Genomic DNA, 18775 nt, shown 5'->3' with positions numbered 1-18775 from the left:
GGCACCCGACGCCCGCCTCGACGGTTCGACTCCGTCTCCGGGTCGTAGCTCGCGACTGTCGCGAGCGATTCACAACCATGAGCCAAGACAAGAAACGGTACAACACGACTCGACGCCAGATCCTCGCCGGCATGGGCGCCGTCGGCCTCGCCTCCGCGGGCGCGGGCCTCGGCACCACTGCCTACTTCAGCGACACTGAATCCTTCAGCGGCAACACGCTGGAGGCCGGCACGCTCGACCTGAAGCTCGACTACAAGGCGAGCTACGACGGCCCCAACGGCACGGAGCTGATCGGCCAGGCGCCGAGCGAACAGCAGCTGATCGATCAGTACGGCGAGGCGATGGACGGCCCGCTGACCTGGGAGGAACGTGCGGACCTCGGGTTCGCCTGTGACACTGAGGGCCTCATCGACGGCGAGGCGATGCCGGTGTTCGACCTCGACGACGTGAAGCCCGGTGACTACGGCGAGGTCACGATGAGCTTCCACATCTGTGACAACCCCGCGCACGTCTTCTTCCGTGGCAACGTGGGGGCGGACGCCGAGAACGGGCTGACCGAGCCCGAGGCCGAAGTCGACTCCACTCTCGACGCCGGCGAACTCTCCGAGCTCATCGACGTGCGGATGTGGTACGACGAGGACTGTTCGAACACGTACGACGAGAACACCGGCCTGGCCGACGTGCTGGTGGTGCAGGACATCTCCGGCTCGATGGAGTACGCCGGCAACGGCGGCGTCATCGACGACGGTAGCGGCGGGACGACGACGAAGATCGCCGTCGCCAAAGACGCCATCGAGGCGTTCGGCGACACCGCGTTCGCCAGCCCCGCCGACGTGGAAATGGGTCTGTTCACCTTCGGCAACGAGGACTACATCGGCGACGACACCCCCGCCGGCGACGACGTGGGCATCGCGCTCGCACCGACGAACGACGAGTCGACGTTCGACACCGCCGTGGGGAGCGTCGACGCCGCCGCGGAGGGCGTCGGTGGCACCGCGCTCGGACTCGCGGTGCAGGCGGGTAACGACTTCCTGCAGAACAACGGCCGCAGCGGCGCCCAGCCCGTGCTGGTCGTCCTGACCGACGGCGAGCAGTTCGACTCGAACATCGACGAACTCGCCGCGGCAAACGCCGCGAAATCCGAGGGCACCCGGATCGTGATGATCGACATCAACGATGCGGGCGACGGCGAGCCCCAGCTCCTCCGAGACATGGCCGGCTCCACCACCACCACCACCGCCGGCGACGGCGACGGCACCGACTACTACCAGAGCGCCGACGCCTCGTTCGCGACCGCTGCGGTCGATATCTTCGACTCCATCCTCCAAACCATCGTGGTCGCCGAGGAGGTGCTGTTCGAGGGCACGCTCGGGGAGTTCGGCGACGCGTTCGCCGACGGGATCGCGCTCGACCCGGCGCCGCTGTTGGGCGGCGCGACGACGAACGAGATCTGTTTCCACCCCGGCACCCACTGCGTGGCGTTCGAGTGGTCGATCGACCCCGAGGTGGGCAACGAGATCCAGAGCGACTCGGTCAGCTTCGACTTCGACTTCGCCGCGGTCCAGTGCCGCCACAACGCGGAGCCGACGAACCCCTTCATCTCGGCCTAACTCTCTTTTTTCTCACTTTCCCCTGCTGACGCCCCGGCGACCCGTCGGGACGCTATCGGCGCTCTCAGAACCGACGACGAGACCCTGGGGTGTTGCACACTGACGGCCGGCGATCCCGCCACGCCGACACCGGCAGGGTGACCGTACCCCCGAGTGGCGCGGGCCGTACTGACCGACACCGGCCACCGTACTCCGTGGGTGGCTGCTCGTACTAACGCTTCCACAGGCCCAGTAGACTATCAACGCGCCCGCGACGGCGGACGCGGCACACCACCATGACTTATCTCACACGACGGGGCGTTCTGACGGCGCTCGGGGGCGTTGGCCTCGGCACGGTCGCCGGGCCGAGGCTCGTCGCCGGCAGGCGACCGCCGTTCTCGCGGTACACGCTCGCACAGTCAACCGCCGGGAGCGGCTCGCTCCGCGTCTCCTGGTACGAACGCTACAACGGCGAACCGATCGAGGGCAGCGGCGGCGTCGACGCCGACGCCGTGGACACGCTCGCCCCCGAAACCGCACCGACGTACGTCGACGAGGCGCCCAGCGCGGTGGTCTCGCTCGACGACGTGCTCCCCGGCGACAGCGGCACGCTGGTCGTCGGTCTCCAGGCCGTCGACGCCGACCTGAACGTCTGGATTCGCCCGCGGATAACCGTCGACGCCGAGAACGGCCAGACCGAGCCCGAACTGCTCGCGGAGGGCGCCGACACGGACGGCGACGGCGAACTCGACAGCCTCACCGAGGTAGCGTATTGGCTCGACAACGGCGTCGTCTTCGGCGCCTGCGACGGGGAGCGCGGCCTCTTCGAACCGCAGTTGGTCACCGCCGCGGACACCGCGGCCGCCGGGACGTTCGGGGCGGTCACCGACGACTTCGGCGACGGCGTCCGCCTGCCGTTCGACGGCGGCGAGAGCTGTCCCGACGCGCTCCCGGCCGGCGGGAACCGCTGTGTCGGCTTCCAGTGGGCCATCCCGGAGTCCGCCGGCAACCTGATCCAGAGCGACGCGCTCTCGTTCGATCTGGAGTTCGTCGCCACGGCGTGTGGCGACGACGCCAACCCCTTCACGGAGGTGGGGCGTGACCCCCGTGACCCGCCGGCAGCTGCTTGCGGGCATCACCGCCGCCGGGGCGGCCGGCACGCTCTCGGGCGTCGGTACCGCGGCGTTGCTGACCGACCGGGAAACTCTCGCCGGAAGCGTCGAGGGTGGCCGAGTCGAGCTCCGTGTCGATACCGGAACGGGCCCGACGGACGCCGTCGGCGGCCCGATCGAACTGCCGTTCCCCGCGCTCGACGCGGGGGACGCAGGCACCGTGGCGTTCGCGTTCGACGTGCCGGACGAGGCGTCGGTCAACCCCGCGTACCTCTGGCTCCGCGTCGGCTGTGGTGCCACGAGCGGGCTGGGCGACCAGCTCGCTGTGACGCTCTCGCGAGTGGACGGACGGGCGGCGACGCTGTACGACGGCGACCTCGCGGGGCTGCTCGACGCGCTCGGCGACGGCGTCCCGCTCGACGCCACCGGCGCCGCCGTCCTGGCGGGCGAGCAGGGCTGCGTCTCCCCAGGGACGACCGCCCGCCTCGAACTCGCGTACGAACTCTCGCCCACGTACGTCGGCTCGGAGGCCACGCGCCTGCTCATCGAAGGCGCGGCCGTGCAGTGCCGCCGCGTCGACCCGAGCCAGCGGCCGCCCGCGTTCGCCGTCCCGCTTGGCGGCGCAGACTGCGCAGCCGTTACCGAGTGCACGTGCTGTCCGCTGGTCGGGAAGTACGAGATCGAAGGCGACACGCTCGTCCCGGGCCTTTACGACTTCACCGAGGGCACGACCGAGCACCGCCTTTCGGTGACTGACGTGGTGACAAACGACGACGGCGAACCGATCGCCGCGCGCTTCCGTGTCGTCCTCGTCGACGACCCGACGACAGTCGTCAACCCCTGTCAAGTCATCGTCAAGGCCGGCCGTGGGCCGGAGGCTGACGCCGATGTGTTCCGCTACGAGGACGACGCCGCGCTGGCCGTGGTCGGTACGGACCGCTACGCCATCAGCCACGTCACCGTCGGCGTCTGCCGCCCGGCCGTCGACGGCGACTGCCCGGCGGATCTCGTCTCCGAACCACGCGTCGACGAGCGCGGCACCCCCGAGGGGACCGACAGCGACCAACGCAACGGACCTGGTGAGGCTACCCCCGAAGGGAACGCCGCCGGGAACGGAGGTGACGAATGAGCCGTCTGGACGCCATCTCGCCCCGGCACGTCGTCGGGCTGCTCGTCCTGCTGCTCCTGGTCGCGCCGTTTGCGGCCTACACTGTGCCGGGCGTAGTCGGCGCCGACGAGAGCTACATCGTGCTCACCGGGAGTATGCGCCCGGCCATCGACCCGGGCGCCGTAGTGTTCGTTAGCGCCGTCCCGACGGCGAGCATCGGCGTGGGCGACGTGGTCACGTTCGACCGTGGCGGTGACGTGCCGACGACCCACCGGGTGATCGAGATCGTCGAGCGTGACGGCGACCTGCTGTTCCGCACGCAGGGCGACGCCAACGAGGACCCCGACGTCGGCCTCGTCGGGGCCGATCAAGTGATCGGCGTCGTGACGTTCTCGATCCCCTACGTCGGCAGCGTGATGACGGCCGCGAACAGCCAGTACGGCTTCGTCGCGCTGGTCGTCGTCCCGTTCGCGCTGCTGGTGCTCGACGTCGGCTACAGCGCCGTCGTCGGCCGCCGCGAGGATGCCGCAGTGGACGCCGAGCTACCGGCGATCTACGACCCGGTACAGGCCGCCGAAGCGTACTACGACGCCGCGGCGGACCGACTCCGCGAGGCTGAGGCGCTCGCCGGCACCGGCGGCGTCACGAGCCGGGACATGACGGCGTCGATGCTGCTCGCGGCGGGGCTGACGACGTACGCGGCCTGGAACGCGTACTGGCAGTTCGACAGCTTCGGCGCCCCCCGCGCGGAGACGATGTCCGTGCTCTCCGGGGCGCTGGTCTGTCTGGCGTTCCTCGGCTACCTCCGGGTTACCGCCGACGACCCGACCCCCACGGCCGACGAAGCCACGGGCGTAAGCGGGGAGCCGACGGGCGCCCCGGTCGGCGTCCAGACCGCGACCGACGGCGCCCCCGTCGACAGTCCGGCCAGCCCCGCAGCGAACGGTCGCGCAATCACGGTCGAGCCGCCGGTCCGCCACGCACCGTCGGCCGCCGGGAACACACCACCGGCGGGCGTCCCGCAGGAGGAGATGCACGATGCGGAGTAACGCTGTCGTCGTGTTCGTGGCGGTGTTCGTCACCGTCGCGGCGCTGACCGGCGGGGTGACCGTCGCCCTACTGTCCGACAGCGAGACGGCGTCGGCGCCGCTGGTCGCCAGCGGGGACCCCCCGACTGCGGTCCCTGAACCCGGCGTCACGGCACTCGGCGGGGAGCTATCGCCGCCGATCGCGGGCGAGCGGAACGAGTCCGGGAACGAGACCGTCGACGGCAACATGACCGTCACCGCGACGCCGACGCCCGGCAACGAAAGCACCACTGCGACGCCGACACCCGGTAACGGAACTGCCAGTGCGAACGAGACGGCGAGCGGCAACGCGACTGTCACCGAAACACCCGCCGGCGCTAACGAAACGGTTGCCGAAACGCCCACGTCGGGCAACGAAAGCGCCACTGCCAACGAGACGGCAAGCGGCAACGAAACTGTTACCGAGACGCCAACGCCGGAAAATCAAACTGCCACTGCAACGCCCACACCAAACAACCAAACTGCCACTGCAACGCCCACACCAAACAACCAAACTGCCACTGCGACGCCTACGCCCGATAACCAAACCGCCACTCCGACGCCGATACCCGGTAACGAATCTGCCACTGCAACGCCTGACAACCAAACCGGTACCGAGACGGCAACGCCCGGCAACGAGCCTGCCACCGACCAATCGACTCCGGAACCGCCAGACGGCGGGGACGACACCGACACTGACACCGACGACTCCGGCACCGACACGTAGGGCGGCTTCGCCACCGGTCAAGCGGACGGGCATTCGACGTTGTCGTGGAGTGAGCTATTTCCGCAGTAAGAACCGCCGTGCTGGCCCGGTCGGCACCACCGGAGCCGCGCTGTTCCGCCGGCGCTGTCCGCCGTCAGTCGGTTCGACGCCGTATCTCCCGATCAGGGCGTCGGCGCCGCCTTCTGCAGCGCGGTCTCGGCGACGTTCCCCCGTAGTCGGCCGAGCGGGAGAGCGAGTCGACGATGAGCCCGAGCAGCTGTGCCCGCGCGGGGTCGAGGTCCCGCAGGAGCGCGTCGATCTCGCGGGCGTTGCCGTCGATCTCTTGGACACGCTCGCGGGCGCCGTTGGCCAGCCGGATGGCCTCGTCGTTCTCCTCGGCGACCAGTGCGGCCATCGCGTCCTCGATGACGGCTGCCGCCGCCGACTGGAGCGCTCGGAGCGACTCGGTCACTTCCGCCGGCGGCGTCCCCTCGAGCTCCAGCGAGAGGTGGGCGATCTTGGTCGCGTGGTCGGCGACCCGCTCCAACTGCCGGGCGCTCGAGTGGTAGTCGAAGCAGGTCTCGCGGGGAGCCCGAGCTCTTCGGCGGCGGTCGGGCTGCGCAGCGTCGCCCGGAAGATCCGGGAGACGACCATGTAGAGCCGGTCGACGTCGTCGTCGCGCTGGATCACGTCCCGCGCGAGATCCGCGTCGTCCTCCGCCAGCGCCTCGACGGCGTCCTCGAGCATCGACGACGCGATGAGGCGCATCCGGTCGACGGCGTTGTGGATGGACAGCTCCGAGGAGTCGAGCAGGTCCCGCACGACCACGCGGTCGCTCGTCTCCTCGAGCACCTCCAGCCCCACGAGGCTCTGGGTCGCCTGCCGGATGCAGCGGCGCTGATCGGTCGTGATCCGGTCGGCTTCGAGCGAGATGACGTCGAACCCCGAGACGTACATCGTCATCACCGCCCGGCGGAGCTCTTCGCCCTCCAGCCCCGCCACCTCGAGGCTCCCTTCCGTGCGCCCCTCGTCGCTGACTGGCGTGAGTATGAGTGAGTCGCCCTCCGGGTGGAACTCGACACGCGTCCCCGCTTCGACCTCGTTCCCGGTGGCCCAGTCTTTGGGAATCGAAACAGTGAACGTCGAACCGCCGGTGACCTGCACCTTCCGGGTCTCAACCATCGACGGTACGTAGACGTCCCGCTGGTCTTAAACATTCCTTTCGGCTATATACTTCGATACGACGGCGCCGTACGAACGGAACGACCCGGGACGGACGTTCGCGGATAGCGACAGTTTGGTAGACGCTATTGGAGAGGATTCGCCCGGCGAATCGAACAAGGGTGGCGGGTAGCGTGTCGCGTTAGGGAGAATGAGGTATGGGTATCTTTTACAAACGTTCGGCTATATAGATTTCATAGTAGTGTATTTACCGTCGAGGGTGCTGGCGTGTAGTGATGGCAAAACAGACCGACGGCGTTTCCCGACGAACGTTCCTGGCTAGCGCCGCCGCGACCGGGGCAGTCGCGGCAGCCGGCTGTACGAGTAACACGGGCACCGAGACCGACGGTGGGCTCTCGGGCGACATCAACATCTCGGGGAGTTCGACGGTGTTCCCGCTGGCGGTCGCGATGCGCGAGGACTTCACGGCCGAGGAGATGCACCCCAACGTCGACATCTCGGTCAACTCCACGGGGAGCGGTGGCGGGTTCACGAACTACTTCTGTACCGGCGACACCGACTTCAACAACGCCTCCCGCCCCATCAAGGGCGTCGAGGAGGGGCAGTGTTCGGACAACGACGTGACGCCGGTGGAGCTGAAAGTCGCCACCGACGCGCTCACCGTCGTCGTCAACAACGACGCCGACTGGTTCGGCGAGGAGGGCAAGGAGTGTCTCACCGTCGAGCAGCTCGCGGAGGTCTGGTCGGCCGAGGACAAGCCGACAACCTGGAGCGACGTGAACAGCGACTGGCCGGACGAGGAGATCCAGCTCTACGGCCCGACCGACGCCTCCGGGACGTTCGACTACTTCATCGAGGAGGTCATCGGCGAGGAAGGGAGCCACCGGACGGACTACCAGTCGACCGAGCAGGACAACCAGATCATCAACGGCGTCGCCAACAGCGAGTACGCGATCGGCTACATGGGCTTCGCCTACTACTCCGAGAACACCGACCGCGTGACCGCACTCGGGATCGACAACGGCGACGGCTGCGTGAAGCCGACGCTTGACACCGCCAGCAGCGGCGAGTACCAGCCGCTCTCCCGGCCGCTGTTCACCTACCCCGCGCAGTCGGCGCTGGCCGAGGAGCACGTCGCCGAGTTCGCTCGCTTCTGGCTCGAGAACAGCACCAGCGAGTCGATCGTCGCCGACGAAGTCGGCTACGTCCCGAACACGGAGGACGAACGCGACGAGATGCTCGACCGGCTCGACTCGGCTATCGAGGCCGCCTCGGAGTAGCTACCGAGTCGTGAGCCACACAACGAAGCGCTTTTTCGACGAAGCACCGATGAGGAATACGTTATGAGCGGGGACGGAGCGACTGATGGGCTCACCCGCCGGACGCAGAACTCCTCGCGGGAACTGCTCGCGAAAGCGTTCTTCTTCGGGTGTGCGGCGCTCTCGGTCGCGACGACGTTGAGTATCATCGGCCTCCTCGTGTACGAGGCTGCGAAGTTCTTCACGATCTCCGCGCCGCTGTTGGGCATCGACGGCCCGACGGCGACGCTGACGGAGTTCTTCACCGGGAGCGAGTGGGGGCTCCAGGGCCCGAACCTGGGGGTCATGCCCCTGGTCGCGGTGACGCTGATGGTGACGATCGGCTCCGGCCTGATCGCCATCCCGCTGGGCGTCGCGACCGCGCTCTACCTCAGCGAGTACGCGAGCGAGCGGGCGCGGTCGTACCTCAAGCCCGCCCTGGAGATCCTGGCCGGGGTGCCGTCGATCATCTACGGCATCTTCGCGGTGGCGTACATCACGCCCGTGCTCGACACGCTGTTCGGCGTCGACGGGCTGTTCAACGTCGCGTCGGCCTGTATCGTCGTCGGCATCATGATCCTCCCGATGGTCGCGTCCGTCAGCGAGGACGCGATGCAGGCGGTGCCCGACGACCTCCGACAGGCCGGCTACGGGATGGGGGCGACCAAGTACGACGTGTCGACGGGGATCGTCGTCCCCGCGGCGGCCTCGGGCATCTTCTCGTCGTTCATCCTCGCGCTCTCGCGGGCGATCGGCGAGACGATGGCGGTGACCCTGGCCGGCGGCTCGCTGGCCCGCAGCTTCGACCCGACGAGTCTCGCCTCCTACCTCTCGCTGTTCGACCCCGACTCCTACCTCGAACCGGGGATGACGATGACGGCGGCGATGATCCAGCTCCTGACCGGCGACGTGACCGGCGGCGGGCTGGCCTACCGCAGCCTGTTCGCGGTGGGGCTGGTGCTGTTCGTAATCACCCTCGGCATGAACGTACTGAGTGACGTAATCGCTCGACGGTACCAGGAGGACTACCAATGAGTGGCAGCTACGACGGGTTCGGCCGAGTCAGTCGCCGGATCGGCAAGCTGTTCCGGGGGGTGCTGTTCGCGTCGACGCTGGCGGGGATCCTGACGCTCGCGGTGCTGCTCGTGTACGTCGCCAACGACGCGTTCCAGCCGCTGACGGCCGATCCGGGCTGGCACCTGGTGTTCTTGCTCACGCTCGTCGTCCCAACTCTGGCGACGGGCTGGCTGAGCTACCGGCGGAGCTACGGCACGCTCGCGACGGGGCTGCTCGGCATCGTGATGCCGGGGATCGCGGCGCTGTACGCCGGCGGACTCGCGGCGCTGTTCATCGACGTGATCCCGACGCTCGTCTGGCTCTCGTTCGTGATCGCGCTCGCGATCCCGGCCGGGGTCATCGTCGCACTCCGCCGCACCGACCGCTCGGTCCCGTTCCTCGCCGAACTGAGCGCGGTGCTGGGCGTCACGGTTGGCTCGCTCCTAGTGGTGCCCGGCCTCGTCCAGGGGCTGCCGACGGTGCCCGCGGACTGGATGGTGCTCGTGCTCACCCTCGGGCTCCCGGAGGCGTTCCTGCTCGGTCGCTGGATCGAGGGACGCTGGGGCCGTCGCGACGGCTGGATCGCCGGCGCGGCGATCCTAGTCGGGAGCGCCGTCGGCGGCGTCGTCGGGATGGTGTCCGGGTTCGGCGCGGTCCCGGGCGTCGCCCTCACGCTGTTCGCGCTCGTTCCCACGGGGCTGTACGCCGCCATCGTCGTTCGGGAGCGCCCCGACCGTCGGATCGGCCTGCTGCTGCCCGCGGTGATCGTCGTCGGCATGGTCGCCGGCGAACTACTCGTCGGCGCGCTCGGCTTCGCCGGGCCCGAGTCCTGGGTCGACTGGAGCTTCCTGACCAGCACGACCCAGAGCGGCGACCCCCGCTCGGTGGGGATCTACTCCGGCATCGTCGGCACGATCCTGCTGATGTTCGTCGTCGCCGCGATCGCCGTCCCGGCCGGCGTCGGCGCCGCGGTGTACCTGGAGGAGTACGCGCCGAACACGCGGTTCACCCGGATCATCGACGTGAACATCAGCAACCTCGCCGGGGTGCCGAGCGTCGTGTACGGGCTGCTCGGCCTGGGGCTGTTCGTCCGGTATGGGGGCCAGCCGACCGGCACGCTGCTGGTCGGCGGCGCGACGCTCGCGCTGCTCGTGTTCCCGATCGTCATCATCTCCGCCCGGGAGGCGATCCGTGCGGTGCCCGACTCCGCCCGGCAGGCGTCCTACGGGATGGGCGCGACGCGCTGGCAGACCGTAAAAAACGTCGTCCTGCCCCGGGCGTTCCCGGGAATCCTGACGGGGACGATCCTCGCGCTCTCGCGAGCGATCGGCGAGACCGCGCCGCTGCTGGTGATCGGTGCGGCCCAGGTGTTCGGCGTTCCCGACTCCTGGACCTCCACCATCGGTGCGATGCCGCTGCAGCTGTACGTCTGGGCGTCGACGTACGCCAGCCCGGCGTTCTACACCACCGTCCTCGCGGCGGGGATCGTGGTGCTGCTGACGGCGATGCTGAGCATGAACTCGATAGCCATCTACGTGCGCAACCACTATGAGCAACGCTGACCAGAGCACTGACGTGAGCGAGGGATCGAGCGGCGACGAGTACGCGGTCAGCGTCCCCGAGGGACGGGGGCGGGATCGCGACGCCGACGGCGCGGCGTCGACGATCATCGAGAGTCGCGACCTCAGCGTCTGGTACAACGACAACCAGGCGCTGCAGTCGGTGAGCATGGAGATCCCCGAGAAGCGGGTGACCGCGATGGTCGGGCCCTCGGGCTGTGGGAAGTCGACGTATCTCCGGAGCATCAACCGGATGAACGACCTGATCGACGCCGCGCGCGTCGAGGGCGAGATGCTGTTCAACGGGAAGAACGTCTACGACGACGACGTGGACCCGGTGGCGCTGCGACGCCGCATCGGGATGGTGTTCCAGCAGCCCAACCCCTTCCCCAAGAGCATCTACGACAACGTCGCCTACGGCCTGCGCCTGCAGGATCGGACCGAGAACTTGGACGAGAAAGTCGAGGAGGCGCTGCGGAAGGCCGCGCTCTGGGACGAGGTCAAGGACCAACTCGACGAGTCAGGGCTCGACCTCTCGGGCGGGCAACAGCAGCGACTCTGTATCGCCCGCGCGATCGCCGTCGACCCCGAGGTGGTGCTGATGGACGAGCCCGCGTCGGCGCTCGACCCCGTCGCCACCTCGAAGATCGAGGACCTGATCGACGAGATGGCCGAGGAGTACACCGTCGTCATCGTCACGCACAACATGCAGCAGGCCGCCCGCATCTCCGACAAGACCGCGGTGTTCCTCACCGGCGGCGAGCTCGTGGAGTTCGACGACACCGAGAAAGTGTTCGAGAACCCCGAGAACGACCGCGTCGAGGACTACATCACCGGGAAGTTCGGGTAGCTCGCCGGGCCGTCGCCGGCCGCGGACTCCGGACTGGACCGGTTGTCTACGTTTCCCACGGTACTGAGTTTCGAGTCTCGAACAGTTATCAACCCACCGCCGCTACCCCGCGTATGCCACGAGAGGACTACCAAGCGCAACTCGAATCGCTCCGCGAGGACGTGCTCTACATGGGCGAGGTCGTCGCCGAGCGCCTCCGCATGGGGCTGGACGCGCTCGAACAGCAGGACGGCGAACTGGGTCAGGAGGTCATCGACCGCGACAGCGAGGTGAACGAGCTCTACCTCGAACTCGAACAGGACTGCATCGACCTGCTCGCGCTCCAGCAGCCGGTCGCCGGCGACCTGCGCTTCATCGCCTCCTCGTTCAAGATCATCACCGACCTCGAGCGGGTCGCCGACCTCGCGACCAACCTCGGCGAGTACGCCAAGGAGGCCCGCTACGAGGTGTTCCCCGACGTCGACGTGCAGCGCATCGGCGACGAGACCCTGGAGATGCTGGCGATGGCGATGGCCGCCTACGAGGACGAGGACGCCGACGGCTGCTTCGCCGTCGCCGAGCACGACGACGATCTCGACGCGCTGTGTGAGGACGCCTCCGAGACCATCGTTCGGGACCTGATCGAGAAGGAAGCCAGCGATCAGGAGGAGGTCGAGGACCTGATGGCCGACGTGTCCCGGCTGCTGCTCACCGTGCGCGACCTGGAACGCGTCGGCGACCACACGGTCAACGTCGCCGCGCGGACGCTGTACATGGTCGAGAACTCCGACGAACTCATCTACTGAGCCGCCGGACGCGCTCGCCGCCCGTTACTCCCCCAGCCGCGCGATCTCGTCGTCGCTCAGGTCGATCGCGCTCGCGGCGACGTTCTCCCGCAGGTGTTCGATGCTCGACGTGCCCGGGATCGGCAGTGTCACGTCCGAACTCCCGAGCAGCCACGCCAGCGCGACCTGATAGCGCGAAGCGTCGTGGGCCTCGGCCACCTCGTCGACGACCGCGGCCTTCCCGTCGAGATCCCCCGCCCCGATGGGGAAGTAGGGGATGAACCCGATCCCGGCGTCTTCACAGGCGTCGAGCACGTCCTGATGCTCCCGGTTCGCGAGGTTGTACTCGTTCTGGACCGTCGCGACCTCGACGTGGTCGCGGGCAGTCTCCAACTGCTCGACGGAGACGTTGCTCAGCCCGACGTTGTCGACCAGGCCGTCGTCTTTGAGTTCCCCGAGCGTCGCGACCGACTCCTCGAAGTCGGCGTCGGGGTCGGGGCGGTGGAGTTGGTAGAGGTCGATGCTGTCGACGCCGAGGCGGTCCTTCGACGCCAACGCGGCGTTGCGGAGGTAGTCCGGGTCGCCAAGGGGGAGCCAGTCGCCGTCGGGGTTCCGGAGCAGGCCGCCCTTCGTGGCGACCAGCGCGTCGTCCGCGCCCGGCCGACCGTCGCCGGTCGCACCCGTGTCCACCACGCCGGCCTCGCTGAGCAGTCGCTCGCTGGTGCCGGGGCCGTAGGAGTCGGCGGTGTCGATGAAGTCCACGCCGAGGTCGACTGCCTCTCGCGCGACCTCGCGGGCCGCCTCCTCGTCCTCGGGCGCGCCGATGATGTTCTCGCCACAGAGCCGCATCGCACCGAACCCGAGTCGGTTGACGGTGTGCTCGCCGATCTCGAACGTGTCGCTCTGGTTCTGGACCATACGGCAGGGCTGGGGAGCGGCGTGGTTGGGCGTTGTGCTCCCGGCAGCGCTACTGGTCGACCGTGGTCACTTCGTACGGCTGCCCCTCGAACTCGAACCGATACTCGGGCTCGTCGAACCCCATCATCCCGTATGTGACCTGGTTCTGACTCCGGAGCACCACCTCGTCGACGCCGTCCTCGAAGAAGGGGAGCGTGTTCCGGAGGCCGCGGTACCACCTGCGCATCACCTGTTCGCGGATCAGGCTCTCCTCGGCCTCGTCGGCCCGCGTCACCGAAACCGTCACGTCCTCCTCGCTCTCGCCGCCGTCCCACTCCGGCGCGGTGACCGTGACGGTACTCCCGTCGCGTTCGTGCTCGACGCCGTCGGTGGGGACGATCTCGATCGGGTCGCCGACGAGTTCGACCATCGCCGTGCTCGACGACGACTCGGCGCCGTAGCCGACCGAGACCGCGTAGCGCCCGCCGCCGAGGTAGGGGTACGCGCGCCCGTCGGCAGGCGGGAGGTCGCCGCCGCCGCGGTAGGCGTGCAGCGTCCAGGACTTCGCCCCCGCCGGCGGGACCTTCCGGCAATCGTCGGTCCGGACGTACGGTCCGAGGTCGAACCACTCGCCGTCGTGGAGTTTGTACACGTACCAGTGGCCACAGCCCAGCTCTTCGCGGGTGTGGTTGACGAACTGGAACGTGATCCCGGCGGGGAGCTCGGCCCGCTCGGTTTCGGGGCGCAGATACGTCCCCGAGGACGCGTCGGCGGTGTGGTACCAGCCGGCTCCGGCCTCGCCGTCGCCGTCGATCGACGGCACCGACTCACCCGCGAACCGCGACTGCTCGTCCGGGCCGGGCGCGCTCGTCTCCCAGACCGTGATGCCGACGTCCTCGGCGTCGCGGCCGCCGAGGAACTCGTAGACGCCCGTCGGCCGGCCCGAGCCCTCGGGGTGGCCGACGACGGCGTACTCGCCGCGGACGGCTTCGCCGGCGTCAAGCGTCAGCGTCTCGGGCAGCCACCGGTCGATCTCGCCCGCGAGCCGCCAGAGCCCGTCTCCGTCGCGCTCGACCGCGGGCGGATCGTCGACGAGACCGTGATTGTCGGTCGGCGCGAGCACCAGACTCCCCTCGTCGCGGAGGCCGGCGCCCATCAGTCGCTCGTGATGCTCGCGCGGCGGTTCGCTCGCGGCACGCCCGAACGGCGGCAGCCAGTCGAGTTCGAACTGCTCTGGGTACGTCTCGACGTTCTGGACCGACGCGACGATCCGTGCGGGGTGGGCGGCGGTCGCCGTCGCGTCGAAGCGCATCCGGATCTCGGCGCCGCGCTCGGTGCGGTAGCGCATCGGCGACAGCGCGTACGTCCGGTCGGCGGTGTCGAGGTCGACGACGCTGGCGCCGAACAGCGCGTTGCCGTCCAGTTCGACCAGTTCGTCGGGCGTCCCTGGCGGCGTCGCCGACGGCGTGTCGGTTCCGGGGTCCGTCGCGGGGTCGGTTCCGGTATCGGTCGGTTCGGTGGCGCCACAGCCGGCGAGCAGGGCGCTCCCGCTCGCGAGCGTGGCGAGGAGGGCACGTCGTCGCATACGCATGACTCCGGCGGGGAGCGAAAAGGCGCTTGTGGAGGCAAAAAGGCCGGTTTGTGCCTACTGGAAGCCGAGACGGTTGCCCCGGTCGACGTTCGCACTGGAGCTGCCGCGGAACTCCTCCTCGACGCTCTCGTAGTAGTTCATCAGGTCGTCGGTGATGGTGGGGCGGACGGCCTCGATCGCCTGTCGGAAGTGGCGCATCTCCACCTCGTCGGCGTCGTCGTCCTCGCGCAGCGCCTCGATGGCGGCCTCACGGCAGATCGACTCCAGATCCGAGCCGACGTAGCCGTCGGTGATCTCGGCGACCTCCCGGAGGCTCACGTCGGGCGCCAGCGGCGTGTTCCCCGTGTGGATGTCGAGGATCTGTTCCCGGCCGCCCTGATCGGGCGCGCCGACCATCACGAGGCGGTCGAACCGGCCCGAGCGGATCAGCGCGGGGTCGATCATGTCCGGGCGGTTGGTCGCGCCGATGACCATCACCTCGCCCATCTCCTCCAGCCCGTCGAGTTCGGTCAGCAGCTGGTTGACGACGCGCTCGGAGACGTTCGTCCCCGACTGTTCGCCCCGGCTCGGCGCGAGCGAGTCGAGCTCGTCGAAGAAGATGATCGTGGGCGAGACCTGCCGGGCCTTCCGGAACGTCTGCCTGATCGCCTTTTCGGACTCGCCGACCCACTTCGAGAGGAGTTGGGGGCCGCGGACCGAGATGAAATTGGCGTTGGTCTCGTTGGCGACGGCTTTCGCCATCAGCGTCTTCCCGGTGCCGGGCGGGCCGTACAGCAACACGCCCTTCGGCGCCTCGACGCCCATACGCTCGAACTTCTCGGGGGTGGAGAGCGGCCACTCGACGGCCTCCTGTACCTGCTGTTTGGGGTCGGTGAGCCCGCCAACGTCGTCCCACGTGATCTTCGGCAGTTCGACGAGCACCTCCCGCATCGCGCTGGGTTCGACCTCGTTGAGCGCGCCGCGGAAGTCCTCCCGCTTGACGATCATGCGGTCGATCAGGCTGGGCGGGACCTCCTCCTCGTCGAGGTCGATCTCGGGGAGGTAGCGCCGCAGCGCCTTCATCGCGGCCTCCTTCGAGAGGCTCTCGATGTCGGCGCCGACGAAGCCGTGGGTCTCGGCCGCGAGGTGGTCGAGGTCGATGTCGTCGGACAGCGGCATCCCGCGGCTGTGGATCTGGAGGACCTCCTTCCGGCCGGTCTCGTCGGGGACCCCGATCTCGATCTCGCGGTCGAACCGGCCCGGCCGGCGGAGTGCGGGATCGACGCTGTCGACCCGGTTGGTGGCGCCGATGACGATCACCTGCCCGCGGGAGTCGAGCCCGTCCATCATCGTCAGCAGTTGGGCGACGACGCGGCGCTCGACCTCGCCGGTCACGTCCTCACGCTTGGGCGCGATCGAGTCGAGTTCGTCGATGAAGACGATCGCGGGGCTCTCGTCTTTCGCGTCCTCGAAGATCTCCCTGAGTTGCTGCTCGGACTCGCCGTAGTACTTCGAGATGATCTCCGGGCCCGCGATGGAGAAGAAGCTCGCGGAGGTCTCGTTCGCGACGGCCTTCGCGAGCAGCGTCTTCCCGGTGCCGGGCGGGCCGTGGAGCAACACCCCTGGGGCGGCTCGATGCCGAGCTTCTTGAAGATCTGGGGGTGCTTCATCGGCAGTTCGACCATCTCCCGGACGCGCTGGATCTCGTCCTCGAGGCCGCCGATGTCCTCGTAGGTGATCCCGCCGCCGGTCTTGTCGAACCCGGAGATCGGCTCCTCCCGGAGCTCGACCTCGGTCTCCTCGGTGATCAGACAGACGCCGTCGGGCTCGGTGTCGACGGCGATCAGCGGGATCGCCTGCCCGGGCGAGCGCATGAACGGGTGGTTCGTGCTCGACATCACGGGGACGATGTCGCGTTCGACCACCGGACGCTTGAGGATCTGCCGTTTGACCATGCCGGCGGCCTCGGAGCCGAACTGCACCGAGGCCTCCTCCGGCGGCGCGAGGGTGAGCTTCTCGGCGGTCTCGGCTTCGGCCTTCCGGATGGTGACGCGTTCGCCGATGCTCACGTCGGCGTTCTGGCGGGTGAACCCGTCGATGCGGACTGTGTCGGTGTTCCAGTCCTGTCGGTCGGCGCGCCAGACCTTCGCAGCGGTTGTTTCGGCGCCTTCGATCTCGATGATGTCCCCGGGGAGAGCTTGAGATGGAGCAGGGTGTCGGGGTCGAGCCGAGCGATGCCACGGCCCGAGTCGTTCGGGTACGCTTTCGCGACTTCCAGTTGAACTTCGTTCATGAGTGACCCGGAGTGAGTTACGTGTAACCAAGGGGTGTCCGCGCATAAGTGTGGCGTTAGGGTCGAGTTTTCTGCAACCATTTCGGGTACCGAATCGTGGCCTCTTTCTCCGACGGCGACCCAGCGTCGGTATGCAGACGCTCGCGTTCGACGGCCGGACCGGCGCCGCAGGCGACATGCTGCTCGGCGCCCTGCTCGCGGCGGGCGCCGACAGCGCGGTGCTCGATCCCGTCGAGGCGTCGATGCCGATCCAGTTCGAGGCCGAACAGGTGATGCGGAACGCCATCCGCGCGACACGGGTTCGAGTGGTCCACGAGGACGCCGAGGCTGGCGAGTCCGACCACACGCACGGTGACCACAGCCACGACGGCCACGCTCACGATCATTCTCACGAGGGCCACGATCACTCTCACAGTCACTCCCACGACCACGGCGACGCCGAGGGGCACGGCCACACGCGCACCTACGCGGAGGTCGTCGAGCTAGTCGAGTCGATGGAGCTCCCCGATTCGGTCGAGGCAGACGCGCTGGAGGCGTTCCGGATCCTCGGCGAGGCGGAGGCGTCGGTTCACGGCATGGAACTCGCGGAGACGGGGTTCCACGAGGTCGGCACCGACGACGCCATCGCCGACGTGGTCGGCTGTATGCTCCTCCTCGACGACCTCCGGGCCCAGGGCGTCGAGCGCGTCGTGACCACACCCGTCCGCGCGGGCGGCGGCGAGGTGACGTTCTCCCACGGCACGTACCCGGTTCCCTCGCCCGCGGTCGTCGAGATCGCCGAGCGCGCGGACTGGTCGCTGCGCGGCGGGCCGATCGATTCCGAGCTGCTCACACCCACGGGCGCCGCGATCCTCGCCGCCGTCGCGGAGGGTGTCGAGAGCTTGCCGGAACTGCGCGTCGCTGCCTCGGGCTACGGCGCCGGGGCGAAGGAGTTCGAGCAGCACCCGAACGTGGTGCGCGCGCTGATCGGGGAGACCGACGGGAGCCTCACTCGGGAGGGGATCTCCGTCCTCGAGACGAACCTCGACGACGCCACGCCGGAGGTGCTCGGGAGCCTGCAGGAGACGCTCACCGACGCCGGCGCGCGGGACGTGACCATCGTCCCGACGACGATGAAGAAATCGCGACCGGGCCACCTGGTGAAGGTGATCTGCCGCCCGAACGACGCCGAGCGCGTGGCGCGTCGACTGGCCGAGGAGACGGGGACGCTGGGGATCCGTGAACACGGCGCCGGCCACCGGTGGGTGGCGAACCGCGAGTTCGAGACCGCCGAGATCGAGATCGACGGCGAGCGCTACGAACTGTCGGTAAAGGTCGCGAGCGACGACGACGGCGTGGTGTTCGACCGCAGCGCGGAGTACGACGACGCTCTCGAGGTTGCCCAGGAGACGGGCGTGGCGGTCCGGGAGGTCGTTCGGCGGGCAGAGGAGGCAGTCCGGGAGTAGCGACCACGTTCCGTCGGAGCTTAGTGACACGAATCACCCACCTGTCCGATGTGGACGAAGAACGACAACGGACCGTCGCGGTCTGGGCGGTGTTCGTGCTGCCGTTCCTCTGCTTCGGTGGGTGGCTGGCAGTCCGTCGCGAGCTCACGCCGGCGGTCGTCGGCATCTACTGGTTCCCCGCCGTCGTCCTGACCGTCATCGGCACGATCCCTCCACCCTGGCACGCGTTCGGCGACTGAGCGCCCGCCGGGAGTCGGCGGTGCTGGGCCGAGTCCCGAG

At 68.7% G+C, this 18775-nt stretch carries 14 protein-coding genes and 2 pseudogenes; 11 read left to right on the top strand and 5 right to left on the bottom strand.

The window, feature by feature from the left end:
- Positions 1-77: 77 nt before the first annotated feature.
- On the top strand, positions 78-1610 hold the full coding sequence (locus tag SY89_RS11005; protein ID WP_054584249.1) for a vWA domain-containing protein: 1533 nt from the start codon (positions 78-80) through the stop codon (positions 1608-1610).
- Between the two features lie 398 nt (positions 1611-2008).
- On the opposite strand, the gene SY89_RS11000 is transcribed toward SY89_RS11005, so the two are convergent.
- Entirely contained in the window at positions 2009-2725 is a 717-nt protein-coding gene (locus SY89_RS11000) for a hypothetical protein (RefSeq protein ID WP_054584248.1), read from the bottom strand.
- On the opposite strand from SY89_RS11000, the gene SY89_RS10995 reads away from it, so the two are divergent.
- Genes SY89_RS10995 through SY89_RS10985 form a run of 3 tightly spaced genes read left to right on the top strand, consistent with a single transcriptional unit; the run spans position 2697 to position 5603 of the window.
- Positions 2697-3830 carry a hypothetical protein gene (locus tag SY89_RS10995; RefSeq protein WP_144427191.1) on the top strand — a complete coding sequence of 378 codons (1134 nt, stop codon included), beginning with the start codon at positions 2697-2699 and terminating at the stop codon, positions 3828-3830. The genes SY89_RS11000 and SY89_RS10995 overlap by 29 nt on opposite strands.
- Positions 3827-4858, top strand: a complete 1032-nt coding sequence (locus SY89_RS10990) for a signal peptidase I (RefSeq protein WP_054584246.1) — start codon at positions 3827-3829, stop codon at positions 4856-4858. Before SY89_RS10995 ends, SY89_RS10990 begins: the two co-directional genes overlap by 4 nt.
- 16 nt (positions 4859-4874) lie before the next feature.
- On the top strand, positions 4875-5603 hold the full coding sequence (locus SY89_RS10985; protein WP_144427190.1) for a SipW-dependent-type signal peptide-containing protein: 729 nt from the start codon (positions 4875-4877) through the stop codon (positions 5601-5603).
- Between the two features lie 161 nt (positions 5604-5764).
- Here the strand turns inward: SY89_RS10985 and SY89_RS10980 are convergent.
- Positions 5765-6764: pseudogene (locus SY89_RS10980) on the bottom strand (PhoU domain-containing protein).
- Between the two features lie 275 nt (positions 6765-7039).
- Here SY89_RS10980 and SY89_RS10975 point away from each other — a divergent pair.
- The 5 genes from SY89_RS10975 (at position 7040) to phoU (ending at position 12312) form a co-directional block, all read left to right on the top strand.
- Complete coding sequence (locus tag SY89_RS10975; RefSeq protein WP_054584244.1) at positions 7040-8044, top strand: PstS family phosphate ABC transporter substrate-binding protein; 1005 nt, start codon at positions 7040-7042, stop codon at positions 8042-8044.
- A gap of 63 nt (positions 8045-8107) precedes the next feature.
- Positions 8108-9097 (top strand): phosphate ABC transporter permease subunit PstC, encoded by a 990-nt coding sequence (gene pstC, locus SY89_RS10970; RefSeq protein ID WP_054584243.1) that lies wholly within the window; start codon positions 8108-8110, stop codon positions 9095-9097.
- Positions 9094-10680, top strand: coding sequence for a phosphate ABC transporter permease PstA (gene pstA / locus SY89_RS10965; protein ID WP_054584242.1), 1587 nt, complete (start codon positions 9094-9096; stop codon positions 10678-10680). Before pstC ends, pstA begins: the two co-directional genes overlap by 4 nt.
- On the top strand, positions 10667-11527 hold the full coding sequence (gene pstB / locus SY89_RS10960) for a phosphate ABC transporter ATP-binding protein PstB (protein WP_054584241.1): 861 nt from the start codon (positions 10667-10669) through the stop codon (positions 11525-11527). Before pstA ends, pstB begins: the two co-directional genes overlap by 14 nt.
- 113 nt (positions 11528-11640) lie before the next feature.
- Complete coding sequence (gene phoU, locus SY89_RS10955) at positions 11641-12312, top strand: phosphate signaling complex protein PhoU (protein ID WP_054584240.1); 672 nt, start codon at positions 11641-11643, stop codon at positions 12310-12312.
- 24 nt (positions 12313-12336) lie between these two features.
- Here phoU and SY89_RS10950 read toward each other — a convergent pair whose 3' ends face one another.
- The 3 genes and pseudogenes from SY89_RS10950 to SY89_RS10940 all read right to left on the bottom strand — a co-directional run bounded on the left by SY89_RS10950 (position 12337) and on the right by SY89_RS10940 (position 17051).
- Complete coding sequence (locus SY89_RS10950; protein ID WP_054584239.1) at positions 12337-13209, bottom strand: aldo/keto reductase; 873 nt, start codon at positions 13207-13209, stop codon at positions 12337-12339.
- 49 nt (positions 13210-13258) lie between these two features.
- The gene (locus SY89_RS10945) at positions 13259-14773 is read right to left on the bottom strand and encodes a hypothetical protein (RefSeq protein WP_054584238.1); all 1515 of its coding nucleotides are present in this window, start codon (positions 14771-14773) and stop codon (positions 13259-13261) included.
- 60 nt (positions 14774-14833) lie between these two features.
- Positions 14834-17051: pseudogene (locus SY89_RS10940) on the bottom strand (CDC48 family AAA ATPase).
- Between the two features lie 131 nt (positions 17052-17182).
- On the opposite strand from SY89_RS10940, the gene larC reads away from it, so the two are divergent.
- Positions 17183-18496, top strand: a complete 1314-nt coding sequence (gene larC, locus SY89_RS10935; RefSeq protein ID WP_054584237.1) for a nickel pincer cofactor biosynthesis protein LarC — start codon at positions 17183-17185, stop codon at positions 18494-18496.
- A gap of 50 nt (positions 18497-18546) precedes the next feature.
- On the top strand, positions 18547-18735 hold the full coding sequence (locus SY89_RS10930) for a hypothetical protein (protein ID WP_054584236.1): 189 nt from the start codon (positions 18547-18549) through the stop codon (positions 18733-18735).
- Positions 18736-18775 lie beyond the last annotated feature (40 nt).

Source organism: Halolamina pelagica (assembly GCF_001307315.1).
Classification (GTDB): domain Archaea; phylum Halobacteriota; class Halobacteria; order Halobacteriales; family Haloferacaceae; genus Halolamina; species Halolamina pelagica_B.
The sequence above is the reverse complement of the archived record's forward strand: the minus strand, read 5'-3'. Positions and strand labels throughout refer to the sequence as shown.

What these genes read in the sequence shown, in the direction of transcription:
- pstA (WP_054584242.1), top strand. Translation starts at nt 9,094, where the DNA reads ATGAGTGGCAGCTACGACGGGTTCGGCCGAGTCAGTCGCCGGATCGGC.
- SY89_RS10945 (WP_054584238.1), bottom strand. Translation starts at nt 14,773, where the DNA reads ATGCGACGACGTGCCCTCCTCGCCACGCTCGCGAGCGGGAGCGCCCTG.
- pstB (WP_054584241.1), top strand. Translation starts at nt 10,667, where the DNA reads ATGAGCAACGCTGACCAGAGCACTGACGTGAGCGAGGGATCGAGCGGC.
- phoU (WP_054584240.1), top strand. Translation starts at nt 11,641, where the DNA reads ATGCCACGAGAGGACTACCAAGCGCAACTCGAATCGCTCCGCGAGGAC.
- SY89_RS11000 (WP_054584248.1), bottom strand. Translation starts at nt 2,725, where the DNA reads ATGCCCGCAAGCAGCTGCCGGCGGGTCACGGGGGTCACGCCCCACCTC.
- pstC (WP_054584243.1), top strand. Translation starts at nt 8,108, where the DNA reads ATGAGCGGGGACGGAGCGACTGATGGGCTCACCCGCCGGACGCAGAAC.
- larC (WP_054584237.1), top strand. Translation starts at nt 17,183, where the DNA reads ATGCAGACGCTCGCGTTCGACGGCCGGACCGGCGCCGCAGGCGACATG.
- SY89_RS10950 (WP_054584239.1), bottom strand. Translation starts at nt 13,209, where the DNA reads ATGGTCCAGAACCAGAGCGACACGTTCGAGATCGGCGAGCACACCGTC.
- SY89_RS11005 (WP_054584249.1), top strand. Translation starts at nt 78, where the DNA reads ATGAGCCAAGACAAGAAACGGTACAACACGACTCGACGCCAGATCCTC.
- SY89_RS10990 (WP_054584246.1), top strand. Translation starts at nt 3,827, where the DNA reads ATGAGCCGTCTGGACGCCATCTCGCCCCGGCACGTCGTCGGGCTGCTC.
- SY89_RS10975 (WP_054584244.1), top strand. Translation starts at nt 7,040, where the DNA reads ATGGCAAAACAGACCGACGGCGTTTCCCGACGAACGTTCCTGGCTAGC.